Origin of the sequence: Actinomadura litoris, from assembly GCF_009733595.1 — a bacterium.
Classification (GTDB): Bacteria; Actinomycetota; Actinomycetes; order Streptosporangiales; family Streptosporangiaceae; genus Spirillospora; species Spirillospora litoris.
This window is the reverse complement of sequence record NZ_WOFH01000006.1, coordinates 120,179-144,629: the sequence shown is the minus strand read 5'-3', so window position 1 is coordinate 144,629 and position 24,451 is coordinate 120,179. Positions and strand designations below refer to the sequence as shown.

At 66.0% G+C, this 24,451-nt stretch carries 14 protein-coding genes and 2 pseudogenes; 6 read left to right on the top strand and 10 right to left on the bottom strand.

Annotation, left to right across the window (positions count from 1 at the left end):
* Positions 1-88: 88 nt before the first annotated feature.
* The 5 genes and pseudogenes from GNZ18_RS18325 to GNZ18_RS18305 all read right to left on the bottom strand — a co-directional run bounded on the left by GNZ18_RS18325 (position 89) and on the right by GNZ18_RS18305 (position 13,999).
* A pseudogene (locus tag GNZ18_RS18325) lies at positions 89-2,184 on the bottom strand (UvrD-helicase domain-containing protein).
* A gap of 158 nt (positions 2,185-2,342) precedes the next feature.
* Positions 2,343-4,217 (bottom strand): MrfA Zn-binding domain-containing protein, encoded by a 1,875-nt coding sequence (gene drmB, locus GNZ18_RS18320; protein WP_216651372.1) that lies wholly within the window; start codon positions 4,215-4,217, stop codon positions 2,343-2,345.
* A gap of 8 nt (positions 4,218-4,225) precedes the next feature.
* Complete coding sequence (locus GNZ18_RS18315; RefSeq protein WP_312874595.1) at positions 4,226-7,444, bottom strand: helicase-related protein; 3,219 nt, start codon at positions 7,442-7,444, stop codon at positions 4,226-4,228.
* Positions 7,428-9,368, bottom strand: a complete 1,941-nt coding sequence (locus GNZ18_RS18310; protein ID WP_156217729.1) for an ATP-dependent helicase — start codon at positions 9,366-9,368, stop codon at positions 7,428-7,430. Before GNZ18_RS18310 ends, GNZ18_RS18315 begins: the two co-directional genes overlap by 17 nt.
* On the bottom strand, positions 9,368-13,999 hold the full coding sequence (locus tag GNZ18_RS18305) for a DEAD/DEAH box helicase family protein (RefSeq protein ID WP_312874594.1): 4,632 nt from the start codon (positions 13,997-13,999) through the stop codon (positions 9,368-9,370). The genes GNZ18_RS18310 and GNZ18_RS18305 overlap by 1 nt, the downstream gene beginning before the upstream one ends.
* Before the next feature lie 496 nt (positions 14,000-14,495).
* On the opposite strand from GNZ18_RS18305, the gene GNZ18_RS18300 reads away from it, so the two are divergent.
* From GNZ18_RS18300 to GNZ18_RS18290, 3 genes are read left to right on the top strand one after another with little or no spacing between them, the layout of a single operon-like run.
* Positions 14,496-16,565 (top strand): helix-turn-helix transcriptional regulator, encoded by a 2,070-nt coding sequence (locus GNZ18_RS18300; protein WP_312874593.1) that lies wholly within the window; start codon positions 14,496-14,498, stop codon positions 16,563-16,565.
* Positions 16,562-17,527: a hypothetical protein gene (locus tag GNZ18_RS18295; protein ID WP_156217727.1), complete on the top strand. Its 966-nt coding sequence runs from the start codon at positions 16,562-16,564 to the stop codon at positions 17,525-17,527. Before GNZ18_RS18300 ends, GNZ18_RS18295 begins: the two co-directional genes overlap by 4 nt.
* Positions 17,524-18,396, top strand: a complete 873-nt coding sequence (locus tag GNZ18_RS18290; protein WP_156217726.1) for a DUF6339 family protein — start codon at positions 17,524-17,526, stop codon at positions 18,394-18,396. Before GNZ18_RS18295 ends, GNZ18_RS18290 begins: the two co-directional genes overlap by 4 nt.
* Before the next feature lie 19 nt (positions 18,397-18,415).
* Here the strand turns inward: GNZ18_RS18290 and GNZ18_RS18285 are convergent, their stop codons facing one another.
* Complete coding sequence (locus GNZ18_RS18285; RefSeq protein ID WP_156217725.1) at positions 18,416-19,669, bottom strand: DNA cytosine methyltransferase; 1,254 nt, start codon at positions 19,667-19,669, stop codon at positions 18,416-18,418.
* Between the two features lie 82 nt (positions 19,670-19,751).
* On the bottom strand, positions 19,752-20,711 hold the full coding sequence (locus tag GNZ18_RS18280) for a DNA cytosine methyltransferase (RefSeq protein WP_246249965.1): 960 nt from the start codon (positions 20,709-20,711) through the stop codon (positions 19,752-19,754).
* 134 nt (positions 20,712-20,845) lie between these two features.
* Between GNZ18_RS18280 and GNZ18_RS18275 the strand changes: the two genes are divergently transcribed.
* The 3 genes and pseudogenes from GNZ18_RS18275 to GNZ18_RS44020 all read left to right on the top strand — a co-directional run bounded on the left by GNZ18_RS18275 (position 20,846) and on the right by GNZ18_RS44020 (position 21,946).
* Positions 20,846-21,274, top strand: a complete 429-nt coding sequence (locus GNZ18_RS18275) for a very short patch repair endonuclease (protein ID WP_156217723.1) — start codon at positions 20,846-20,848, stop codon at positions 21,272-21,274.
* A gap of 137 nt (positions 21,275-21,411) precedes the next feature.
* Positions 21,412-21,810, top strand: a pseudogene (locus GNZ18_RS44025) (CHAT domain-containing protein); the annotation flags it as partial.
* Positions 21,811-21,826: 16 nt separating this feature from the next.
* Positions 21,827-21,946 (top strand): CHAT domain-containing protein, encoded by a 120-nt coding sequence (locus GNZ18_RS44020; RefSeq protein WP_216651350.1) that lies wholly within the window; start codon positions 21,827-21,829, stop codon positions 21,944-21,946.
* Between the two features lie 239 nt (positions 21,947-22,185).
* Here GNZ18_RS44020 and GNZ18_RS18265 read toward each other — a convergent pair whose 3' ends face one another.
* From GNZ18_RS18265 to GNZ18_RS18255, 3 genes are all read right to left on the bottom strand, one after another.
* The gene (locus GNZ18_RS18265) at positions 22,186-23,142 is read right to left on the bottom strand and encodes a hypothetical protein (protein ID WP_156217722.1); all 957 of its coding nucleotides are present in this window, start codon (positions 23,140-23,142) and stop codon (positions 22,186-22,188) included.
* Between the two features lie 70 nt (positions 23,143-23,212).
* Complete coding sequence (locus GNZ18_RS18260) at positions 23,213-23,755, bottom strand: RICIN domain-containing protein (RefSeq protein ID WP_173390813.1); 543 nt, start codon at positions 23,753-23,755, stop codon at positions 23,213-23,215.
* A gap of 207 nt (positions 23,756-23,962) precedes the next feature.
* Complete coding sequence (locus GNZ18_RS18255; RefSeq protein WP_156217720.1) at positions 23,963-24,448, bottom strand: hypothetical protein; 486 nt, start codon at positions 24,446-24,448, stop codon at positions 23,963-23,965.
* Between the last annotated feature and the right edge of the window lie 3 nt (positions 24,449-24,451).

Genomic DNA, 24,451 nt, shown 5'->3' with positions numbered 1-24,451 from the left:
CGGCGGCCGTGTGCTCGGACAAGCGACCGTACTGCAAGACGTGTCGCGGCCCAAGTCAAAGGCCGTCGCTCCGGGGGGTTCTCTCATCTCAGCTCGTCATACCCGACAGGAAGCGGCTCGGGGGGCCATGCCAGGAGATGTACAGGAGCTCGCGAGCCCGGGTGGACGCCACGTACAAGGTGCAGAGTTCCCGCTGGATGTCGTGGGCGTGGGCGAGCTCGTCCTCTTCTACCGCACGCACGGATCTTGGATCGGGCAACTGGTTCTCGCCGACGCCGATAACGGCAACGCAGCGGAATTCCAGTCCCTTCATACGGTGCATGGTCATCGTCTGAACACGGCCCTGCCGGAGCCGTGCCCGCGAGAAAGGTGAACGACCGGAACTCCCGCCTGCTCAAGTGCTCGGGTCGCCTCCTGGGCGAACGGTCCCGAGCGGGCGGCCACACCGATCTCGTCCGGTTCCACCCCCGCGTGCAACCATGTCAGGACCTTCGCGGTCAGCTTCCGCAGTTCATCGGTCTTGGTGGCGCTCGGGCCGAACTCTGGGACAGGACCGTGCGTCTCCGAGCGCAAGCCTCTCCGCGAGTCTCCCCCACCGTCGAGATCCTCGATTTCCTCACCGGACAGTACTCCGTGGCTCCATTCGAGGATCTCAGACGTGGTCCTGTAGCTGATCTTCAAGCGGGTCGAGCGACCGGCGACCTGGATCCCGACCGACCGTAGAGAAACTCGGTTGTCGTAGATGCGCTGGTGGGTGTCACCCGCGATGAACAGGTCGTCCCCTCCCTCGGGAACGAGGGCCCTGAGGAGTCTCCAGCGGACGGGATGCAGATCCTGTGCCTCGTCCACGATCACATGGTCGTACGGCTTATCGGTCCGGTCGGAGAGGATCCGGGTGGCCTCCGTGCATACGGTCTCGTACGTTCGCACGTTCCGCTCAACGAGCCCTCGCTCGAACTCGGTCATCACATGCCAAACCTGAGTGCGATCTAGGGCTCCGAGGCGCCTGCCTCGGCCGCGTCGACGTACGGCCAGGTAGTCGTCCAATGTACGTAGGTCTTGCGCGAGGACGACCTGCCGCCATTCCTCGGCGAGGAAGGTCTCGTTGTAGCGCACATCGCGCTTTCGGACGGCGCGCCGCCATTGTCGCTGCTCTTCGGTATCCATGAGGATGGCGTAGGGCCCGTGTCGTTCCCGGACGATCTGGGCGGCGACCCGGTCGATGTGGCGGACGTCGATGCGTTCAAGTACCTCCTCGTTCGTCTCCAACTGATGCAAGGCATCGAGCAGCGACTCGGCCAAGGTCGACGTGAAGGTGGTGAGCAGTACGCGTCCGCCTTCGGCGGCGAGGTGTCGAGCCCGGTGGAGTGTGACCACCGTCTTTCCGGTACCGGGGCCGCCGGTGACCTGTGCGGGTCCGGAGTACGTTCCGTAGGCGACCTGCCGTTGGGTGGGATGGAGATAAACACGCCACAGCGCAAAGGGCTTCTCGAACAGGTCCATCAGCTCTTCAGGGCCGTCGACGAACGTGACCTTGGACGGCGTCCGTTCGATGGCACCTCCGAGGTCATCGGTGTCGATGGCCTCGGCATCGGTCGTGAAGTCGAGTTCACGCATGAGTTCGCCGGCCGAGAAGCCCGCGGCGAGACCGATGAGGACGTCGTGCTGTGTGCCCGGTAGGTAGTCTTTGACTGCTTCGAGCGGCTCGATCCCGGTCAGCAGGCGGGCGAAGCAGCGTATCTGCTCGTCGACGCCGAGCCTGTTCAGATCTTCGTCCGCCACCTGAGCGAAGAGTCGTTCGGGCGCAGGAGCCACGGTGGTCCGGGCCAGTTCCTCGGTGGCCGTGTCGATCGCGATGGAGTCACGGATCTCGATATGACCACTCGCGGCATTGACCGATACCTGGCGACGCGACGCCCACGAATATGCCCTGTCATGGGGCAGGACCTTCATGAGGATGAACTGGTCACCTACATCTGGGGCCAGAACGATACCGCGAATTGACCTGTCAATCCTGATGCTTTTCAGACGTTCGTCGCGTGCGTCCGAGATCTTTTCTAGGTGGATTCCCGCATGAGTAGACTCTTCGAATTTGCGGATGGCGTTGACGACCTTCTTCTGGACGGGACGCTCCAGATTGATCAGGTCTTCGAGGAAGTCGCGGTGAATGCCTAGCCTCGCCACGGTCGTCCCTTCAAGGCGCGATCAGGGCCCGATATCTTTTCAGTCGGTTCCGGTCGTACACGATGGTGATTCCGTTCACCCGGTGAGCCGGAGCCGGAATTACCGGACGGCGGCCCCCGGGACTCCGTCTGGGGAGACGGGTCCCGGGGGTGGCCTTGTCAGGCTCCGGAGGTGAAGTAGCCCATCGAGTCGTCCTCGGAAGCACCGATGAGCATGGCCCGGTCGAGGAAGATGTTGTTCACTTCGCAGCTCGTCTCGGGCAGAAGCACGCACGCGTAGCAGGCGGCGAGGTTCAGGCCGTCGACGCCACCGGTGTCGGTCTCCATGCACGGAGGGTCCTGTGAACACCAGGAGACCCGGTTCATCGCGGACTTCAAGGATTCGCGTATGCGCTTGTACTCCCCCTGGGCCACGACCCCGCCCAGGCTGCCCGCAGAATCACTGGTGGCCGTGTATATCAACAGGCCTGCCATCTCGCCGGAGACGTAAAGCCGTTCCCGTAGCGACGCGGCGGGGTAGCCCGCTTCCAGGCTCCACTCGTTGATGAGTGCGTGTCCGAGGGTGTGAAGCAACAAATAGCGGGCGCTCACCGGTGATTCGATCTTCTTGATCTCATCGGAGCCGGCCGTGGCCATCGCGCGGCGTCGGAGTGCAGCGGTGTGGTTGTCTCGAATCCGATTCGCCCTGAGGAGCACTTCTTCCCGCGTCTCCCAGTCATGCAGCCTCTGCATGTCCAGGGTCAGGAACACCCCTTCACCGCTGACCTCGATGGCCGGAAGCCAGCCCGTGGCGGCCCTGGCCACCGCGGCCTTCCTATGCTCCACCGTCGCGGGATCGGGTGCCTCGACCCGCGTGAACGACTCCAGCGCACGTACCTCCCTTAGTCGCTGGACCTGCATGGTGCGGCCTACGCCGATCGGAAGTGGCGAGTCCGGATCCTCTGGAGGCTTGGTGCACTCGAAGTCGTCTCCTCGATCGACGGTCGCGGTGCCGTACGTGAGCTTCTCGTACTCCTCGCGGCGCAGTCTGCTCGCGGACTCGAACATTTCATGTCCGTGGGGGTCGGGCTGTTCGCTTTCCTCCAACCGCCATCGGCGGCGAACCGCTTCGAGGACTTCCTGGGGGGTGAAGTTGGAGCCGGGCAGAATTCCACTGCCTTTGATCACCTCCATGGCGACGTCGTCGCCGACCTGTTGTTCCAGGAGCGTCTTGAGCATCTTGTAGTGAGGGTGGATCCGCTTCTGAAGGGTCTCCGACCAGGGCGGGATGGACAGCGCTGAGCGATTGATCGGAAACCACGCCGCAGAGGAACCGCGCTGCAGGGTTCGCGGGGTGGCTTCGCATCCCGCCTGCTCGGCTCCACGACCGAGCCATGGGCGGTTTCCTTGGCATTTGATTCCCAAATTTTGGAGGGCCCGACGTCCAAAGGCACCCTCCAGGGACGCTTCCTTTTGGCAGGAGCAGCGGATGACCACAGAACGCAGTGAGGCGGTACGCCCCGTACTGTGAAGGCTGAGGTCGTGCCTGGAGGTCTGCGAAGAACCGGCCGCATCGGTCCGCTTATGAACCCAATCGAAGTAGGGGAAGTCGTCCAAGTGGCCGTTCTCACACGCAATCACGAACCTTGAGGGGGTGAGCGGTTTCTCGCATGCGCCGCACTGGCTCTTGCCTCGCGGTGAACCGAACTTGCGGAACTGCTTCAGGTCGTGACAGTTGGCGCACGAATAGAACTCCGGGAACAGTCTCACCCGGACACCGTCACCAGAGGGCGGGTTGGCGGCAGGCGGTGGCTGGAAGCCCTGCACGCCGAGCCATCGTTCCAGCCGGGGCTCGTAGATGGCCTCCGAGCCATCGACGTTCCACGTGTCGAGGCCGCTGATGATGTACGACTGGTCGCCGATCGCCACCATCGATCCGACGCCGTAGGTCGTGATCATTTGCGCTCGTCGGACACCGCCCAGCGGCGTCCGCGAGGCTTCCCGGAGTCGTTCCCCACCGTCGCCGCGAGCGCGTCGGTTTCTTCTCTCCCCCATTGCCATGCTCATCGCTCCAGGTAAAGGTCGGATTCGACGTCGACGTCCCGCAGGCTCCACAAGGTCGGTTGGGCGTAGCCCAGGTCTTCGTCGGAGTGGGTGCACAGCAACGCGGTGTCAGGATTGCGTTGTTCGCTCCGTTTGAAGTTCGGCGGCGCCTCGTAGACCAGTTTCGGATTTTCGGCCGCGAGCTCACTCCAGCGTTCGATGAAGTCCTGCAGGTCGGTATCGGTGCCGTGTAGCTGGTCGGGTGCTTCCGGCATGACCGCCTTGACGCGAGCGAGGATGAGCTCTCTCAGTTCGTCGAGGCGGTTCTCGAAGGCGGCCACGTTCCCAGCGGCGTGGTTGGGTCTGGCCTCGGGATAGAGGAGGCGAGCCGCCCCCACGAGCACCGCATGCAGGGCACGATCACGTGCTCTTGACGAGAACGGGGTCACGCTCGTGGATTCGACCTGGCGGTAGAGCGCCGAGTGATACGAGGTGAAGCTCTCGTAGTGGGAGCGGTCGCGTGATCGGGAGGCGTTGAACAGCACGGCCACCAGCCCAGGGTGCTGCCGGCCGACCCGGCTGCTGGACTGGATGTACTCGGCGGTGGTCTGTGGTTGTCCCATGATCGCCATGAGGCCGAGTCGGTCGACGTCGACGCCCACGGAGATCATGTTGGTCGCGAGAACGGTGTCGAAGGTGTCCTCGTCCGGAAGCCCTCGCTCCAGGTCCTTCAGACGCTGCGGGATGTCGCTGGACTTCACGCGGCTGGTCAGTTCGGCGAGCAGCTCGGCGGGACGCTGGTCGGTGCCGTCCCTGTCGGCCAGCAGTTTGAGTCGGTCCTGAACGTCGTCGAAGAACTGAAGTTCGGCGGCGGCGAGCAGCCTGAGGCTGTTGAAGTAGCCGATGAGCGTCCAGTACGCATCGCGTACCGCGTCGTCACCGCCTATCCACGCCGCATGGTGTAGGAGAGCCGCATACGCGCGGACCAGCAGCGTCGCCTGGCTGGTATTGGGGGTGAGCAGACCCACGTACCGGCGGGACGCCTTTTCCTCGGCCGGGGTCTCGATCGCGAACCACGAGTCGCGGGCGTCCAGTCCGGCCGGTGGGAACTGGCGCACCTCCCTGTTGAACAGGCGCCGTACCTGGTGGTCGGCGCGTCGGATCGTTGCGGTGGAAGCGATGACCTTGGGTTCGTCCGCCGCGATGTCGATCGCGGTCTCGTACAACCCGGCAAGGCTACCGAGCGGTCCGGAGATCAGGTGGAGTTCGTCCTGGACGATCAGTTCCGGAGGGGGCGTGCCCTCCAAGGCTCCGCTACGGTTGAACAGAGCGGCGACCTGGTCTCGCCAGGCGATCTGCGCGAACTTGTCGATGGTGGCGATGATGAGCGTCGGCCGTACCTGGTAGATCACGTCGTCCACGACATGGACGGGCAGTGCGCCGTGGAAGTCGCACTCCTCGGAGGAACAGAACGTCCGCATGTCGGTGGTCGTGGCGTCCACCTCGTAGTTCCAGGCGTCCATGGCGGTGCCGCACCACGGGCAGAGGCGCAATTGTACGGGATTCTCCTCCTGGAGGTCCTTGCCCTCACGCAGTTTCTTAATGCTCTTCGCGGCCTCCTGGACCTTGTTGGGCGTGGCCGCGCGGCCCACCCACATGCCCAAGGAGATCGTCTCGTCTCCCAACTCACGCGGCTTCTCTCGCCGCATGACCTCCATGGCGCAGATCAGCGTAGCCGCCCGTTCGAATTGCTGCAGGGTGAGCAATCGAAGGGTATAGCGCATGATGGCGGTCACGCCCCCGCCCTGGGGTCCCTTGCGCATGCGACGCAGAAAGATGGTGAAGGCGATGATGCCGAGATACGCCTCCGTCTTCCCACCACCGGTCGGGAACCACAGCAGATCGGCCAGCTTGCGGTCCTCGTGATCCGGGTCGTGGATACCGTCCAGGCACAGCAGCAGGAATGCGATCTGGAAGGGGCGCCAACGGCTGTCCAGGTGCGGCTCACCCTTCCGTCCCGATCTGATCCAGACGGTACGACCGCGTTGCAGCGCCATCGCACGGTTGGCTAGACGGAAGGCCCTCATCACATCCGGTCGTTCACGCAGGAGGTCGATCCCGGATTCCATCCGGTCGCAGGCAAGGCCGCACTGCTCGATTTGTCGCTCCGCGGCCCAGCCGTATTCGGTCGCCTGGAGCAACCTGGCCTCTTCGGAACGCTCGGCGATCCATTCCCGGTAGCCCTTCGTGAGGCGACGCAGTGCCCGGAGAACCTCGTCATCAGAGCCCTCGGCGAGACGACGCATCTCCAGTCCGGACGCGTCGATGTGAGGATTGGAATCGGTCAACAGGACCTCGGTCGTCGGGACGAAGGCAGTCCCTACCTCCGATACCGCGGCCGGCTCTCCGCTGAGCAGCGCGTCGTCACGCGGCGCGGGCGGGCGCCAGTCCCAGTCGGCGGCGCAGCCGTGTCCGACGGCGAAGGTCGGCGCGTGCCTGTAAAGCAGCTTGTTGACGCGGATCTCGTCCTCGTCGGCGCCGACCGGCACGGGACGCTCGACCAGGGCATTGGCACCTTCGGGACCGGCCACGCGGATACTCGGTTGGAAGAAGCAGTGCGCGTCCTGAAGGTCGTAGGCGCCGATTTCATCGACGTTCACGAGTGCGGCCGTGACGGCGACCGCCGACCCCTCACCGTTGGGCTCCCGGATTCGAAGCCTGAGCTCCAGGTTCGGCGCGAGCATTTCCTTGTAAGAATCCGGCGTGGTCACGTCAACCGTGACCGGCTTGATATCCATAGGCCTACGCCGCCAGCACAGATCGTGCTCGCCGGTGCTTCGCTGTTCTGCCCGCTTCGCCTCGACCGGGTGACCGTCGGTGTCGATCGGGTCGTACATCGCCGCAGTGATCGTGATCGTGACGGTTCGGGCGATGTCGGGGTTCACCGCGAAGGTGATCCCCATGGAGGACGGACTCTGCAGGTTCGCCATCGAGACGCCTGTATCGGGGATCTCGTCCACCGAGAGAGACGCCTCGGCAAGGTCGATATCCCGCTCGGCCGCGTCGACGAGCGTCCGTTCTTCGTTGGCACGCCGGGGGTACAGCACTCCTGCGGCGTAGGTCGTGACAGGGGCATCGGAGATGACCTCCTCGTCCCCGCCGACCGGTCCGAGCAGGTCGCGCTGAAGGCGTTCGACGAGCTCGGCTCGGAACCGGTAGTGCTCACTGTGAGGCGACACCGAATTCTTCCTCCCGCAGTGTTCTCGAGTCATAGGTGAATCGGCTGAGACCCATGAGCCTGGGTGCGAGCCAGACGCCATGCGGGCCGAGGCCGACCTGGGTTCCGGCCGCCTCGCTGCCTGCGACCGTCTCGATGGCGTCGATGCGGCCACCGGTGATGCGCCGCGGCCAGTTCTGCGGCTCGTAGCCCCGGTTCAACTTCAAATGACGGTAGAGGTCGGAGCGAAACCGGTCGGACGTCACTCCGATGGGGCGCCCGGAGTGCACGACCAGGTAAGGCGGACTGTCCGAAAGACCGATCGCGTCCGGGTACAGGCGTTCCAGAACGACGTCATCGCCTGGATCGACCTCGACCGCCAGATAGTCCTGGAGGTCCAGGGGGTCGCCCGTGAAGTCGCGCATCCCTGCGGGCTGCTCGGCATGGACGTCGCCGCCGCACAGCTCAAGTCCGAGCCGAGCCCAGACTTTATAGGAGTAGCGCGCCCACCGTCCGATCTCCAGGTCGTTCCTGATGAACCTGGTCTCCAGCCGGTCGATCCATAGGAGGTCCTGACGGGGGCGGGTCATCGCGACGTAGAGAAGTCGTGTCTCTTCGTCCACGTCCACCTTTCGTCTGTTCCTGGCCCGGCCACCGGACCTTTCTCGCTCCTTCGAGTCCTCCAGGAGCGGTCCGGGGTCGACGACCACGACGCGGTCGAATTCCAAACCCTTGGCCCGGTGGAAGGACGAGACGACCAGCGGGGCGGACGGTTGGGCCGTGAGTTCGTCCGGGAGCCGTCCGGTGGCCAAGGCCCGACGTATTCCGCTTAGGTCGAGGCCGCGATCGTTCCCGCGTCCGGTACCGGTACGTTGCAGAAGGGACCAGAGCCGATCGGGCCCCGCACCGGGTGGGAGAGGCAGTGACGGCGCCAGTTCGTCGAATCGCGTCCGGGTCAGATGGCCGCCGTCGATCGTTCGAAACAGCAGGCCGACCCAGGCGGGCGCCGCGCGGTCGCGGGCCGACCGTTGCAGCCGATGCTCGACCCCGTAGGAGGCGAGCAGTTCCGAGATCAGCAACGCCTGCCCATTGGTGCGACAGAGGACGGCCGTGGTGCCGTCGTACTCGGTCAGCGCCGATGCCGTGAACTCGTCGATCTGGCCGAAGGTGAGGTTACGGTGCAGCTCGCCACGTAGGTCGCCGTACAGATCCCGGTCGCCGGGGCCGGTGGTCTCCGCGATCCGCCGCAACCGGGGACCATAGGGCAGCGCGGTCCTGGCCTCGTCCGTGCCGGCCCGAAAGTTCTCGGTGAGTTCCAGCTCGATCAGGTCCCCATCGAAGCTGTTCCGAAGCCAGACGAAGAACCGGTTCGTCTCGCCGGCACGGTCCTGGTCGTCCTTCAAGGTGAACCCGTAGATCGACTGCGCCGGGTCGCCGACCACGGTGAAGCCGGGGTCGAACTCATCGAGCAGCAGCTCGACCATTTCCCTGCGCCTGCCGACCAGATCCTGGACCTCATCGATGACGACGTGCAGAAGGTCGTCACCGTACAGTTCCTCGGCGAGTCCCCTCGCGATCGCGTCACACGCCCCGGCGATCCTCTCCTCGAACGACCGCAGCTGCCATTCCCCGTTGGCGTCGACCTGCATCAGCAGATCGAGAGCCCACGAGTCGAAAGTCTGCGCTCGTACGTGGCGAGCCGACTCCCCCTGCGCGGCCAGGCGGTCGCGCAGTTCACGGACGGCGGCGCGAGAGAAGGTGAGCACCAAGACCTCTCCGGCGCTCAGCCCTTCCTCGGCGACGAGAAAGTCCAGACGGCGGACCAGAGTGTGCGTCTTGCCCGCACCGGCGCCCGCGGTGACCAGGACCTTGGCGTCGGACGGTTGCTCCACCACCTCCTGCTGCTGGGCGGTGAGCGGTGGACCATCGACGCGAACGTCGCTCATCATCGGCTCCATAGGTGCTCGAAGTCGGTGAAGGCGAGCTTCTTGTCGTAGTTGGTGATGTTGTCCGCCACATCGAGGATCAGACACATCTCCTTGCCGCCGTTCTTAGGACCGCGCAGCCCCCGGCCGATCATCTGCTGGTAGCTGTTCGGGCTGTATGTCGGTCGGGCCACGATGACGGTTTCGGTCGCCGGCGCATCGAAGCCCTGGGCCAGTACACCGTGGTTCGTGAGCACCCGGATCCTGCCGAGGCGGAAGTCCTCGATGAGGTTCCGGCGCTCGACGTCGGGCGTGGACGACTCGATGGACGCGGCCTTGATGCCCCGGTCGTTCAGCTTGGCCGCCATCAGCTTCGCGTGGCCGACGGAGGTGGCGAACAGAAGGATCTTGTTGTCCTTCGGCAGTTGCTCGATCTCGCTCAGCAGCATGCGGTTGCGCTCATTGTCCTGGCCGAGGCGCTCCTCGGCCGACCCGGGCAGGCGTCCCTGGAAACCGGTCGCCCGCTCAAGCTCATCCGAGGTCAGCGCCAAGGTCGTGCCCTCCAGCCTGCGGTGCTCGACCTTGGCCAGCACTCCGAGCTGCTGTAGCTCCGTATACGGGTCGCCGTCGAAGATTCCTTCGTCCAGGCGGGTTTTGCCGTACCTGTCCACCAGCCGGCGCGTCTCCGCTTCGTTGAAGCCCCGGAACGGGGTCGCGGTGAGGCCGATGAGAGGCCGCGCCGCCGAGCGGTGGGTGATGCCGAGTGAGGTGAGCAGTTTGGTGTACCGGGGCGTGATCGAGGTGTGCGCCTCATCGACGATGACCAGCGCCGCATCCCGTAGCCAGGCGTACTCCTCACGGTCCAGACACGATTCGAGCTGAGCGTCGGTCGCGACCACCAGGTGCGGCGTTTCCTTGACCACCGTCGCCTCCCTGCCGCCCCACAACCGATTCACGGTGAGCCGCTCGGCCGGCCCGACCTTCGACCACACGAAGGACCAACTCTGCACGGCCTGCTCGCAGAGCTCGGACGACTGCGCGATCCACAGCACCGGCCGTCCTTGAAGCCCGCGCTCCTTGATCATCCGGATGACGGCCTCGGCGGCGACCCGCGTCTTACCGGCCCCCGTCGGCAGGCAGAGCATCGCCCTGGGCGCGCGGTACCGGGTGAGCAGGTCGAACATCTTGCCCGCCAACTTCTCCTGGTAGTCGTGCAGACGCGGATACGCGGTGGGCCCCGGCACGGTCACAACAGGGCTCAGGGCCTCGCCTCTGGTGCCCGCGAACGATTCTGAGAGGCCGAGCTCGCTCACCAACCGAAGCGAGTTGGAGTCTCCTCGGAAGCTCGCGACCATGTCAGGGACGTTGGCCTCGATGTCCTTGCGGTACTGACGCAACACCCCGTTGCCGTAGGCGTTGGCCGCGAGTTCGGCGACGCGACGATCATCGGCGGCCTTGCCTCGCTCGATCTCGTCGCTCTCCACCAGACCCTGGGGCAGGCCCTTCTTCAGAGCGTCGGCGCCGACGAGTTCCAGGACCTTGCCCGCGGCATCGGTCGCCTTGCGGGCGCGCCGAAGCTTCTCGTTGTTGCGCTGCTTCTCGCGCCTGTCCAGGACGCCCCGACAGTTCGCGGTTCCCAGTCCGAGCTTGAGCTCCCGGTCCACCATCGTGAGCGCGGCCAGGTCGTCCTTGGGGGCGCGAACGAACACGGTCCGTTCCGGTCCCTGTGACGCGGCACCGATGGACGAGGTGCGGATCCCATTGGGGGTGCGGGTGATCTCCTCCAGTTCACTGCAGCGCACCAAGGTCCAGCCCTCGACCTGATTACGTCGCACCGACCTCAGGTGTGGGAACTCCTCGGTCAGCAGGACCGGCTCCCCTTGTGGGACCGGCCGGATCTCCTTCTGGATCACGTCGCCGGGCGAGCGCATCCGCCACGTCTCGCGCATCTGCTCGGCGGCCTCGTCGGACGGGGCGAGCAGCGCCGGCACGCGTTCGCGGACCAGGGCGTCGTACTCCGCCTGGCTCGCGGTCACGACGATCTCATCGTCCTCCGGCTCGCAACTCCAAACGTCGCCGACCCGACAGCGAGTGCGTGCGCCCTCCGGCCAGTCCGCTCCGGCCTCGAAGAGGAGGGCGTAGACCTTCCCTGGAAATCGATCGTCCTCGCTGGTCTCCGCCTCACCGACGAGGTCCGTCCAGATCCGCTCGGTGATATCGGAGAGAGTGGCGGGCAGTCCCAGTACCTCCGCGACCGCGGTCGGCCCGTCGGCTACGGGGAGAACATCGGCGTTGGCACGGAGCAATGGGCTCACGGCCCTGGTCGCTCGCCGCAGACCACGCGAGGTCTCCAGGCGACCGTGCTTGAGCGCCATCCACTTGAGCGGCGACATGATGTTGGTCTGGGTCGAATTCTGTGCCCCGACCTGCATCCGCCACGTGGTGACCAGGCCATGTGGCGGAAGCTCACGGAGGAAGGTCGCCCGTCCCTCGTCCGAGAGTTCGGTCAGGAAACGCAGCGGACCCGCCGGCTTCGAACCGTCGAAGCGCATGGTCTTGAGCTGCGGGCGAGATGCGCTCGCCGGCAAAGACCTGCAGTAGCGCCGGTGGTTGTACTCGGCGTACTCCTCGAACCAGGGCTCTTCACGCGGGTCGACGCCCATGGCGGGTCCCTCGCGAAGACCGACGTCACGAAGGATCGAACGATCCGGGTCGTGGAACTCCATGTCCACGGCGATCCTGGCGTCCCGCGAGCCGTCGCCCGGAACGACCCTGCCGGGTAGCAGGCAGTCATTGACGCGCCTGAACTCGCCGGAGACCGTCCGTACCTTGAACTGCACGCTGGTGTCGATGTCGCTCTCGCGTACGGCGGCCAGGGTGCCTGCGGGCCCGGCCTGACGGGCCAGCACCCAGAAGGCGGTCCACTGGTCGTCTCCGTAGCCGAGAAAACCCTTCTCCAGGACGGAGGCGAACCGGCCTGCGGCATCGGCCTCGTGCACGCCCAGCTCATCGAGCGCTCGAAGGACGGCGTCCTCTTCGGCGGTCACCCTGTCGTCAACATAGATCATCTTGTCCGCCAGCCGGTCCGTCGAGCTACGGCGGAAGACGTTGGGCGAAGGCGCGACGAGGCCGAGGTTCTCGGTCAGGATGACCCTGGCCTTCCTCGCATCCTCGGCCAACGCGGGCTTGTGCCGCTGCATGTCGGCCACGATCATGATCGCCCGTGCGGACGCTTCGGGGGATTCGTCCTGGACGAGCGCCTCCAGCCACTCCCGCACCGAGGCGACCGGCACGCCCGCGGTGGTGAGGGCTCGTTCGGCGCTGTCCCTGCGGTGAGGCGTCTTCTCCACCGAGTGGTGGCACCAGTTCCTCGGCCGGTCCGCGTACCCGCCCCACAGCTCCCGCCACTCGGGCCTCAGTCCTTCGGGGTGGAGTCTGATCTCGGCCACGGCGCCGAATCGTCCGTCCTGGTCGGGCAGGGCCGGTTTGTGGGCCGCGATCTCCCAGATCTTCTTGACGAGCTCGGTGGCCGCGAACTGCGGCTCCTCTCGTCCACGCGCCGGGACGTGGTCGAGATGCGCACAGGGGTCCTCGGGATGCGACAACGACTCCAGCGAGTCCACCACCAACTCGGCGGCCACCTCGATCAGTTCCTTGTTGAAGGAGTTGGCGTCGTAAAGGTTCTGCCTGTCCTCACTGGTCTTCCAAGGAGCGTTGACGATCCCCCGCAGGGTCGTGGTGAAATTGGTGGGGAAGTACGCCCAGAACCGACCGAGCCTCGCCTCCCGACCGCTCCTATCCGGGACGGCCCAGGAGACGTCGATCTCCGGACGGTCGTGCAGCTCTCCGGCCTCGCCAAGAGCCTTCGCGGACGGTCGATGCGACCTGGTGAAGACGCGCCAGTCCTCACTCGTGCTGCCGCCCGTGGTCCGGTCCACCTGGAGGGTGCGACGGTCTCCATCGTGCTTGTGAAAGATCTGTCGCTTGACGACCTTCGTACCACGCCGATCTTCGAGCGTGAGCGTGCCGACTTGCGGCGAGAAGAGCGGGAACTGGATCGGGAAGTTCTCCAGGTCCGCGGCCAGGCGGTTCACCTGGCTGGGCTTGAGCGGCAGTCGGACGACCGTGGTGGCCCACCTCAACAGCCCCGCCAGAATGGGGTCCGCCGCCATGGCCTTGTCCCGGTCGAGCGGCTGCGCCATTCGGAGCACGGGGATCTCATCGGCGGTGGGCTGGACGGCCCTGATCTGCTCTGCCGCCCAATCCCGATCGAAGCCGAAGCTCTTCCCGTCCTCCCTGCTGAAGAACTGCGGAGAGTCCGTGACGCTCAGGACGGACTTCACGCCGACCCCGAAGCGACCGATCTGACCGCCGCGTTTGCGGGAGACCCCCATGCGCAGGATGGTGTCGGCTCCCACCGGGGTCATCGGGGAGCCCTGGTTGGCGCAATAGAGGTGGGTCTTGGTGAGGACGAGGGCGATCTCACCGCCGTCATCGTTGAGCAGCTCGTCGGCGCCGTTCTGTACGAGCTCGTACAGCTGACGGTCGCCGTAGCCGCCCTGGGTGATCCGGCGCTCGCCGTTGGCGTGCTCCTGGATGAGCCCGCGGTCGATCCGGTAGGTCTCGAGGACACGCTTGGTCTGCTCGAGCACGACTTGTAGGACGCTGCGTTCTTCAGAGGGGCTCACGGCCGTTGTCTTCTCCATGCCGCGCGGGGGTTCATTTGTTGATGTTGAAGATTAATGCATGCCGCCATAACGCGCGCACGACACACACTCCAGGCCGATGTAGATCTTTTTTGCCCGGACATTCCAAGGGCCCTGACCAGCGGATATGCTCGCAGCGGCCTCCTTGAGTGTCCGCTCTCGGCCACATTCGAGCATGCTGCTGCAGCGCGAATTCGAGACGTTTGTCCACCTTCGCGTCAAGGCCCGTCAAGTTGAGCACACCGCTCACTCGTCGCGCAATGCCCTTACAGATTCTGGTCTCATGGACGCTCCCACCCCCTCTCCACTACAGCCCGGGTCGAGCGCCACATAGGAGCCGGTCTCCCCAGAGGGGGCGTCAAACAGGCTTTGACATACCCTAGGCTGTCAAAGGCGTCCGGAGCGAGCGTTCTGAGCCGAACCGAAGACGAGGTGACTCTCGGTGAGTGAAGAGATCAAGGAGTTCGGCCCCTGGCTGGGCCGGCAACTGCGGCGGAAGGGGATGAGTCAGGTCGAGTTGGCCAACGAACTGGACGTCACCCGCGCGGCCGTCTCCGCCTGGATCACGGGTCGAGCCGAACCTCGCATGGAGAAGATCAAGGAGATCGAGCGGATTCTCGGACTCGCCTCCGGGGCGTCCATGACAGGAACAGACATTCCGGACTCTTCGGGCAATGTCGAATGGCACCACCGGCTGGCCTATGCTGACGGCGGCCGGGAACTGGGCAACGCCGCGGCCTTCGCCTTCGACTCCGATCTGGCCGTCCTCGCCAGGGAGGCGACACAGAACAGCCTGGACGAGCGGTTCGACTCCAGCAGGCCGGTCCGGGTTCGATACGTGTTGCACGAGATCACCGGGGAGCGGTTGCACCGGTTCTTCAACGCCGTGCGCTGGAACGACCTACAACCTCACTTCGAGGCAGCGGCGGACGGTAGGCAGAAGGTCGGACGTGTCCTTCGAAATGGTCTGCGGGAGCTCAAGGAGGCGGGCGGTCTCCTCCTTCTTCGCGTGGACGACTACAACGCCTCCGGCCTCACCGGCCCCGAGTACGACGACGGCAAGTTCGCGGCCGTCGTCCGGCGGCAACTCGACAGCCGAAAGAGCGGAACGGCGGGCGGCTCGTACGGGCTGGGGAAGGCGACCTTGTGGGCGGCGAGCCAGTTCGGCCTGGTGATGATGCACAGCACGCTGTCGGAGCCCTTCGAAGAACGACGTGAACGACGGTTGATCGGACGGCTGGACCTGCCCTGGCGCGAGGTCGAGGGGCGGCAGTACGCCGGGCCGGCATGGCTGGGTGAAGCCGACCCGCGGCGAGACGGAGCCCCCCGCTCCTGGTGGGCGGACGAACGGACGATCAACGACCTCTACCTGACCCGGGGCAGCGGCGACCCCGGCACCTCCTTCCTCATCGTCGGGGTCCATGACCCGGCCGGAGAGGCCACCGATCTGGAATCGATGCACACCGTTCTGGTTCGCAGTCTCGCCGAGAGTTTCTGGGCATGCATGGTCTCCGGACGCGACTCGGCTCCCATGCTGGAGGCGTCCGTCGAGGCACTGCGCGACGGACGGACGGTCGTCGCCGAAGAACGGGTCGATCCACACCGCTACGAGCCCGCACGGTCCCGAGCCGTACGAGCGTTCCTGGACGGCGAGACCGTCACCGAGATGACCGACGCGGAGGGGGTCGTGTCCGCGACGGTCCCGCTGACCGTGCCACCGCTGAAGGAGGTCGGCCGCCCCGATGCCGTCGTTCACCAGGCGATACTGCTGGTGACCCCTGCGTCCGACGATGAAGGTCCCAACCGGCTGGTGTGCATGCGGGGCAGCCACATGGTGGTCGTGGAACGCCCCGTCAGCGACGTTCCCTTGGGCTCCCCGCCGTTCCAGGCCGTCCTGCTCGCCGGTCAGGCCACCGGCTCGAAAGCCGAGGACGCCGAACTGGCCGAGAACTTCCTACGGACCGCCGAACCCCCCGAGCACAACGACTGGAAACAGACCGACGACCTGACCGCCACCTACGCCAGGGGGGCGGCCTCTCGGATCCGAGAGTTCCGACGGGCGATGCTCGACCAGGTCCGCGCCGTGGTCAAACCGCCCGAGGTGAAGGTCGACGAGACGCCCCCCTCCCTGCGAGACCTGCTTCGCCTCGATCCGCCCTCGACGCCCCGCAGTCCGGGCTTCCCGACGGTCAAGAGCGCGACCGGCACGCTCGACACCGACGGAGCCTGGCGCGTGCGCGTCGAGGTCCGGTTGCCTGAGCGGGAGGATCCCTGGTCGGTGCGCCCGATACTACGGTTCGCCACCCGTTCCGGCCCCCGCCCTCAGGCCGGCTGGGCCGAGGTCACCGCCGAATCCAACTGCGAGGTGACCGATGACAACCGGCTGCTGTTCACCGCGGGTGCGCGCACGGCGGCGTTCTCCTGTGTGAGCGACGTGGCCGAACACCCGGTGGCTGCGGACATGTCCGTGATCGAGGTCGATCTGGCCCAGGCGAAGGACGAGATCCGATGAAGCGGCTGACCCCGTACCCCGTCCTCGTGGGCGACGTCTCCCTGGAGGTCCGGGAGGCGCGGCTCGATGACATCTCCCTCCCCTTCGCCATGATCTCCGTCCCGCAACGGATGGTGGCGCTCCACCAGGTCGAACGCGAGCGCTGGGAGACCGCCCGGCTCTCGGTACGGCTCCGCACGCCGCGCCAGGAGCTGGCGTCCGGGCCCTGGAGGGACGAGGGCTGCTACGCGGTGTTGTCCGAACGGCGGACCAACGTACGGACCACCGCACGCCTTCATCAGGAGGAACCGGGCATCTGGACCGGTGACGTCGTAGTGCACCGGGACCGGCACGTCGGTCGTGTTCAGTTGACCGGCCACGTGGTCGCGACCGTCGACGGCACCGCGGGGCGGCAGATCGGCACGGCGGACGAGACATGGACGATCGATCTCAAGGCGCGCACGCCGGTCAAGAGCACCACGATCAGGACCGTCTGGGCCGACTTCGGTGACGAGGGCAACGCTCGCCTGCGTCCGTTCAGCGCGGACCCCTGGACGGTCGAGTCCGTCGGGGAGGAGCCCGTCCTCTACCTCAACAAGGGGTTCGAGGGTCTCAGTACGATGCTCGAAAGCAGCCGGTCGGTTGACCGCGCCGCACGTGACGCGGTCTCGGCTCAGATCGCCCAGGACGTGTGGACCTCACTCTTCAACTCGGCGGTCTACGCGATAGATTTCGAGTCCGGGCCTCCCGACTGGCCTGGCGGATGGCAGGAGTCCGTGCTCAAGCGACTGCTCTCCGACGTCTTTCCCGACCGTTCCCCGGACGACGCGCTGGCCGAACTCGCGAACCGGAGAAGGACCGGGGACGGAGGAAGCGACCTCCAGACACGTCTGCTGCACGCCGCCGCTAAACAGGCACGACTACCGCGCAACCTCGGCGCCTTCATTCGTACGGTTCGCCGATCGGGGCAGGAGAACGAATGAGCACCGCACCGGAACGTCTCGCGCTGCTACCGGACGAGGCCTCGGCCAGGTTCCTGACCACGCCCGTGCTCCAGGACCGCGAGCCGTTGCCCGTGGCGGCGATCGACCAGGCGTGCGAGGCCCTTCCCCACGAACTCAGGTGGTCCGCCGAGCCCATCCGTGAACTGGTCGACGAGGCCATGAAACGCTTCGACGGGCCGCGAACCGAGGCCGATGCCTGGCTCTCCACGCGCCTCCACTCCACACTGCGCATCACGCGGGGTGAGGCGGCGGACAACCGGATGTGGAACCACTTGGCGCTGCGCATCGCCCCGGACTACGTCTTCTGGCGCCACATGGGCCGAGCGACGAAGACGCAACCGATCCCCACGGTCAACAGGAGCCGCTTCTCCGGCGCCTTCTACTCTCACGCCTTCGCCCGACTGTGGTGGGCCGCCGAATTGTTCCGCGACGGCTACGACTATGCGCCTGTCGTCCTGGCCTGCGAAAATCAGGACGTCCTCAACACGGTGCTCCGTCTCGAAGTCATCCTCCACCGGCCCACCGCACAGGCGATGCTCAAGCTCCTGGCCGACGGGACCCTACGAACCGGTCGAGACGTCAACGCGCTCGCACAGGCGGTCAACACGGCCGGCACGACCCTGTTCTTCGAGGCGCTCGCACCCGACGCGGAACCCGATCCGGACGCCTACCTGGCCTGGATCGAGGCCCTCGACAGCACGCTGGTACCGCTGGATGGGATGCCGGATGGCCCGGACGACGGCCGTGCGCCCCTGGGCGCCGTGAACACCCTTGTACCGATCTTCAAACGGTTGTTCGCCGAGGCCCCCGTCCGCGGCAAGGAGCAGAAGGAGGCCAAAGACTCTTGATCGGTTCGCTCTGCGCGGTTCAGGCGGACCTGCGTATGGGCTGTTCCACCTGGCCGGTGGCCTTGAGGTAGGCATATACCTGATTCGCTATGGCACGGGCAAGGCCGACGGGAACGGCGTTCCCGATCTGGCGGGCGATCTGGATCTTGCTCCCGCACCAGAGGAAATCAGGTGGAAAGCCCTGGAGCAGGGCCGCCTCAAGATGTGTGATCGGACGGTTCTCAAAGGGATGAAGGTAACGTCCCTTCTCCGGCTTGAAGAACTCGGTCCTGATGGTCACCGAAGGCTGGTCCCAGTGCATCCGGCCCATGACGTCCCCGCTGCCCTTGTGATGGTTCCACCAGCTCTCCGTGGAGAGAGCGCGGGGCAGGTCGTGACGGTTGCCGCCAGGCGGGATGGCCTCGTACCTGGCCAAGGACAACGCCATGGGATTGCGTCCGATATGCAGGTCCATGGTCTTGAACGCGCCAGGGAGCTCGGTCCCCAAAGGGGAGATCCTCCGTTCAGGAAGCTCGGTGGTCGCGGTGTTCTTGGGTGTCGTTTCGAAGACCGTGCTCGCGGGAACCCACGGTGGAAAGATCTCATCGACGTCGATGAGCGAACCGCTGCGGACCTTCTCGGGCTTCCGATGGGTGGCCACGGGGTGCGTCAGAGGCTTCTTCTCCGGGTGCTTGTCGATCAGGTCGCGCCTGGTGGCGAGGATGATCGTACGCCTGCGCGCCTGAGGCACCCCGTAGTCGGCGGCGTTCAGCACCATGGATTCCAAATGGTAGTCACGGAGCTGCCCGTCCGGCCGCTCGACCGCGTTCTTCAGTGCCTGACGCAGTTCCGTGTATTCACGTGATTTGGAGAACCGGTCGACGTTCTCCATCACGAATATCTTGGGGTGCAGGGCATTGACCACGCGCATGTACTCTCGCCAGAGCCTGTTGCGCGGGTCGTCCTCATCCTCCTTCCCAAGGCCCGAGAACCCCTGACAAGGGGGGCCGCCGAGAATCACGTCGACGTCGGCATTGACCTGGCCCGGGTCCCATTTGGTGATGTCCCCGTTCTCCTTACCGGAGAAGATATGGTCCGTGCCCCCCGCCTCATCCGCGAAGTTGGCCGCGTACGTCGATGCGGCGGCGACGTCCAACTCCACCGCGCCGACGGTTCGGAACGGTGACGAGGAGCGCCGCGGAGTCGTGCTGAGCCCTCGGAAACCCTGCGTGAAACCACCACAGCCGGCGAAAAGGTCGATCACGTTGATGGTGCCGGTGGGACTGGTGGTCATGGATGGTCACCCTATCGGGGCATGGCCGCGGGCCGGGGCCAATCCGGCCGTGAGCGAGGATCTTGGAACTGAATCGAGGGCGTCAGGTCGCGATGGCCTGCGCGATACGCCGCCCCAGAGCGGCCGCCAAGGGTGGTGGTATGGCCTGGGCGATCTGCCGGTAGCGGGAGGTCTTCCGTCCGGCGAACGTCCAGTCGTCGGGGAATGCCTGCAGGACGGCCGCTTGCGGAACGGTCAGTTTGGGAAGCCCGCCCTCCCCCTCCGGGTCCAGGACGAACTCCGGCCCGGGAACCTCGTCGGCGAGGCTGCCACCGTTGACGCCCAACCTGGCCCAGATCCGCTTCGTCCTCGACGGGCCGAGGTCGGCGCCGCCCCGGTCCTTCGAGCCTCCGACGATCGTCGGTGCGACCTCATTCGCCATCAGCCGCCACTCGGCCGCACCACCCCAGCCACGACTCGCCATCGACCGCCAGAGCGCCTCACCCACCGTGATGGCACCGCCGGTGGGCTCAGGCCACTCGAACCGGTTCATATCATCGGGACGCATCGCCACGATCACACCGTGTTCCCGTCGCTGCGGGACACCGAAGTCTTGAGCATCGAGGATCTTCCACCGGACCTCGTAACCGGCGTTCTTCAACTCCTCTTCCACAAAGCTCCGCGTCTTGACGAACCTGGGCTCCTTCACCAGGGCGGGGACGTTCTCCAACATCAGTGCCCGTGGCTGGACCTCCGTCGCGAGCCACACGGCCGCCCGCAGCAGATCACGGCGGTCGCTCTCCGGTCCCTTCCGGTTGCCGGCGACGGAATAGGGCAGCCTGGGGGGACCGCCGGCGAGGAGGTCGACGTCCAGAACCTGTGGATGATCATTACCGGCGAAGCTCAGAAGATCGCCTTGTCTCACATCCCAGTTCGGACGGTTGCTCCGCAGGGTCGCGTAGGCGTCCGGATCATTGTCGATGAGCATCACCGGATCGAAGCCGGCGCTTTCCAGGCCCAGCGCCTGTCCTCCGCCCCCCGCGCAGATCTCCAGACTGGTCAACCTGGCCACTGTCTCCCCCTCCGTCCTGACGGACATTATCCGTAACGTCCGACGATCGGGTCGAGTCTCATCACGTGATCAAGGATCTTCCTGTTCGGGCAGCAGGAAAAGTCCAACCCCCATACGGTTGGAGCATGGGAGCGGTCAGACCGGTCGGAGCGTCCAGCGAGGGCGTCCGCAAGAGCATGCAAGCGAACAAGGGGCGTGACACCAAACCCGAACTCGCCCTGCGACGTGCGGTCCACGCACTGGGACTGCGCTACCGCGTGTCGATGCGTCCGCTGACGCCCGTCCGCAGGACGGCCGACCTGGTCTTCACAAAGGCCAAGGTCGCGGTGTTCCTCGACGGCTGCTTTTGGCATGGCTGCCCCCAACACCACACCAAGGCCCGTACCAACGCCGACTACTGGGCGGAGAAGGTCACCCGCAACCAGGAACGTGACGCCGAGACCGATCGCCTGCTCGGCGAGGCGGGCTGGCAGGTGATACGTGTCTGGGAACACGAGGATGTGCTCAAGGCCGCAACGAGGATCGCCGAAACCGTCCGATCGCGTCGCCCATGAGCCGAGTTCAGGACGGGCGAACGCCCGCGACCAGTGTGCCGCCGGTCCAAGGGCTGTCGATGCCGCTTCCCGGGCGTCGGAGGAACTCGGTGACCGCGAGACCGCGACGGGGATAGGGATCACGTCGATCGCCCCGCATGCTCGTCCGCGCACGAGGTCTTCCGTGTCGACCGTGGATGAGCCGTCCCCATCTGGAGGACGATTCCGGGCGACTCCGCTCCCAGCGCCGTAAGCTCGCTTCATTGAGGTCGGCCACACCGCGGAACGACATCGCGGGCCCCGCGCCGGTCACACAACGGTGCTCACCGCGGGGTGCGATGGCGGCCGGTATTCAGGGCGGCGCTCGGCGAGGGCGGGTGCTGGCGGAACTCCCCCGCCACGAGGTGGCGCACTTCGCCTGCCACGCCTTCAGCGACTCCGACCACCCGTCCACGAGCCACCTGCTGCTCGGCGACCACGCGGAACGGCCACTGACCGTGCTGGACATCGCGGGCCTGCGGCTGGAGGACGCGGAACCCGCCTACCTTTCCGCCTGCTCGACCGCCCGAACGGGTGGGGGCCCTCGCCGACGAGGCGATCCACCTGGCCGCCGCGTTCCAGCTCGCCGGATACCGCGGCGTCATCGGAACCCTGTGGCCGGTCGCCGACCGTCCAGCCGTTCGTTTCGCTTGAGGAGTCTACGAGGCGATCGCCGCGGAGGGGACGGGCATACCGCCCGCGCGCTGCACGCGACCATGCACCGGCTGCGCGACCGCTGGCCGGGGCATCCTGAGCTATGGGCGTTCATTCATGTGGGCGCGTAGCACGCGAAGGCCGCCTGTAGCCCTCCCGCTCCCGAATGGTTGCGAGAGCGGGAGGGCCGCACGGAGGAACTGGTTCGTCGCGTTAGGGGTCGGTACGGGCCGACGGCGTCACGAGTTCTCGTTGATGAGGTTCTGGGCGTTCTCTACCCATTGTTTGAACACTTCGAGGCCCTTGGTGAGTTGCGAGTTGTTCTGCTCGATCAGTTGGGTCTCGTAGGCGGATTTCGCGGCTTTGTACACGCCTACCACGTTGACCGATGCTTGGCATTCGGCGTCGCTGGCCGCTGTTTTCTGTTCGGCCTCGGAAGGCGGGGCGCCCGGGTCGCGTTGTCCCCAGCGGGGGTCGATGGGGGCGCTCAGCGGGATGTCGTAGGTCAGCCCGCGGGCCGCCATGCACCGGCTCCATGCGCCGAAGACGTCGACCACGCGGCTGTCGCGGAGGGCCAGGACTCTGGCGTCGGCCGAGAGGGCGCGGGGGTCGGACGGCATCTCGCCCGTGAGGATCGTCGTGTCGCCGGCGCGCTGGCAGCCGCCCTTGGGGACGTCCTCGCCCGATCGGGTACGCGGCGCGTATCCGTAGAAGGCGTTTCTCTCGTCGGCGGTCATGCCGGGCCGGGAGATCATCGAGGACGGCTTGGGTTGCGCGGTGGGAGGATATCCCGTTGACGCGGCCTTTTCGGGGTCGAGGTACTCCAGGACGTCACCGTCTGCGGCCGGGTTGCTGGACGGGGTGGCCAGGGTTCGCGCGTTCCAGCCGGTGAAGCCGAGGCGCTTCATGCACAGGCCCGCGGCGACGTTGCCGGCCTGCTCGATGAGTTGCACATCGCCCGCCGAGGTCATGTAGGCGTCCAGCGGCATTCGGATTCTTTCCGCGCTGACGACCTTGGGGATCTCGCCGAGCGGTGGTTCAGGCTGGGTGGTCGGGGGCGGGCCGGGGTCGTGCGGGCCCGGGGACACGGTCACCGGCACTTCGGGGCTCGGTGTGCCGGCGCTCTCCGCCGCCGAATGCACGGGCTCCGGGAGCAGGCCCACGGCGGCGACGCCCGCCAGGGTCGTGCCGGTCACGGCGAGACCGGCGAGGGGCAGCCGCCATTTCTTGGAGAACCGGGGTTTCATGGTAGCCATCACGTCCGTCCTATTTCCAGAAGCACTTCGTGTCCAGGAACTGGCGCCCGCCGCCGCAGACGGAGTCCGGCCACAGGTAGGCCTGGTAGATGTTCCGGTTCTGGTTCGCCGCGAGGTGGTCGTGGTAGGCGTCCCCGCGGCACCCCTTCTTGTTGATCAGTTCGTAGAGCGTTCCGTACTCCTTGGTCCAGTTGTTGTTCTGGAGGACCTTCCAGCGCTGCTGGGAGCCGCCCCACCAGGACCATTGGGTGGCGTCGCAGCTTCCGCTGTCCCAGCGGTCCAGCGCCTTCCAGCTGTTGTAGTTGTCCATCCGGAAGTAACCGTCGCTCTGCTTGCTCGCGTACCAGTACTGCGTGGCTGTCCCGTTCCACGGCCACGTTCCGACATACGCCCCGTTCGCCTTGCTCGACGAGTAGACCTCCAGATGCCGGTTGACGTAGATGTTCTTCCAGGTGAACTTGCCGTCGGCGTAGGCGCCGGTCTGGCCGGCGGCGCCGAGCAGGACGAAGGACACCGGGGTCAGGAATCCCAGCAGCAGGGCCTTTTTCAGCATTCGACGACGGATCCTTTTCATGGGCTACTCCTGGATTGATGCGCGGACGACGAGGTTGCGAAGTGAACCTCTTATTGAAGGTTGATCACGATGAATGGTCTTCGTCAATTGATCTTTGGCGTCCGTATCCGGTCATCGGCTCGTGCTCGTCAGGGCGTGCGTCACCAAGGCCGCCGCGTAATATCGCTGCGGCCGGAATGCTGTTTTTCAGGAGCCCAGGCGGACTACTTTGTCGATCGTTCCCAATTGCGGGTCGGTCTTGGCGAGGTCGCCGGGGCAGTTGAGATCGGTCATGCTGGACGCGGGGCGCTGACCGGCGGGGAATCTGACGGTGATGTGGGCGCAGAGCCGTACGGTGCGGGTCTCGTGGCTGAATCCGCCAGAGGCGGTCGCGGTCTTGACCACGGTGATGTCGAACCATGCCTGGTCTGCTGCGAGGTCGCTTCTCAGGAGCAACCCGCCCCGCTGGGGGGTGTAGCGGGGAAGCCCTGCCAGCAGCCCGTCGTAGGCGCTCCGGTGGTCCGGTGAGCGGCTGAGGCGAAGTCCGATCGTCTGCTTCAGCTCGGTCGCCGCGTCGCGGGCCCGGTCGGCGGCGTCCTCTACGGCCTTGTCCTGGGCGCCGCCGCAGCCGGCGCCCAGGGCGCTGGTGAGCAGGATCGACAGGATGCCCGCTAACGCCCTGGGCCGCGTCATCGG

Bases quoted from the DNA above. Each gene is read 5' to 3' on its own strand.
- GNZ18_RS18255 (WP_156217720.1), bottom strand. From the start codon at position 24,448: ATGACGCGGCCCAGGGCGTTAGCGGGCATCCTGTCGATCCTGCTCACC.
- GNZ18_RS18295 (WP_156217727.1), top strand. From the start codon at position 16,562: ATGAAGCGGCTGACCCCGTACCCCGTCCTCGTGGGCGACGTCTCCCTG.
- drmB (WP_216651372.1), bottom strand. From the start codon at position 4,217: ATGGGGGAGAGAAGAAACCGACGCGCTCGCGGCGACGGTGGGGAACGA.
- GNZ18_RS18260 (WP_173390813.1), bottom strand. From the start codon at position 23,755: ATGCTGAAAAAGGCCCTGCTGCTGGGATTCCTGACCCCGGTGTCCTTC.
- GNZ18_RS18290 (WP_156217726.1), top strand. From the start codon at position 17,524: ATGAGCACCGCACCGGAACGTCTCGCGCTGCTACCGGACGAGGCCTCG.
- GNZ18_RS18275 (WP_156217723.1), top strand. From the start codon at position 20,846: ATGGGAGCGGTCAGACCGGTCGGAGCGTCCAGCGAGGGCGTCCGCAAG.
- GNZ18_RS18310 (WP_156217729.1), bottom strand. From the start codon at position 9,368: ATGAGCGACGTTCGCGTCGATGGTCCACCGCTCACCGCCCAGCAGCAG.
- GNZ18_RS18285 (WP_156217725.1), bottom strand. From the start codon at position 19,669: ATGACCACCAGTCCCACCGGCACCATCAACGTGATCGACCTTTTCGCC.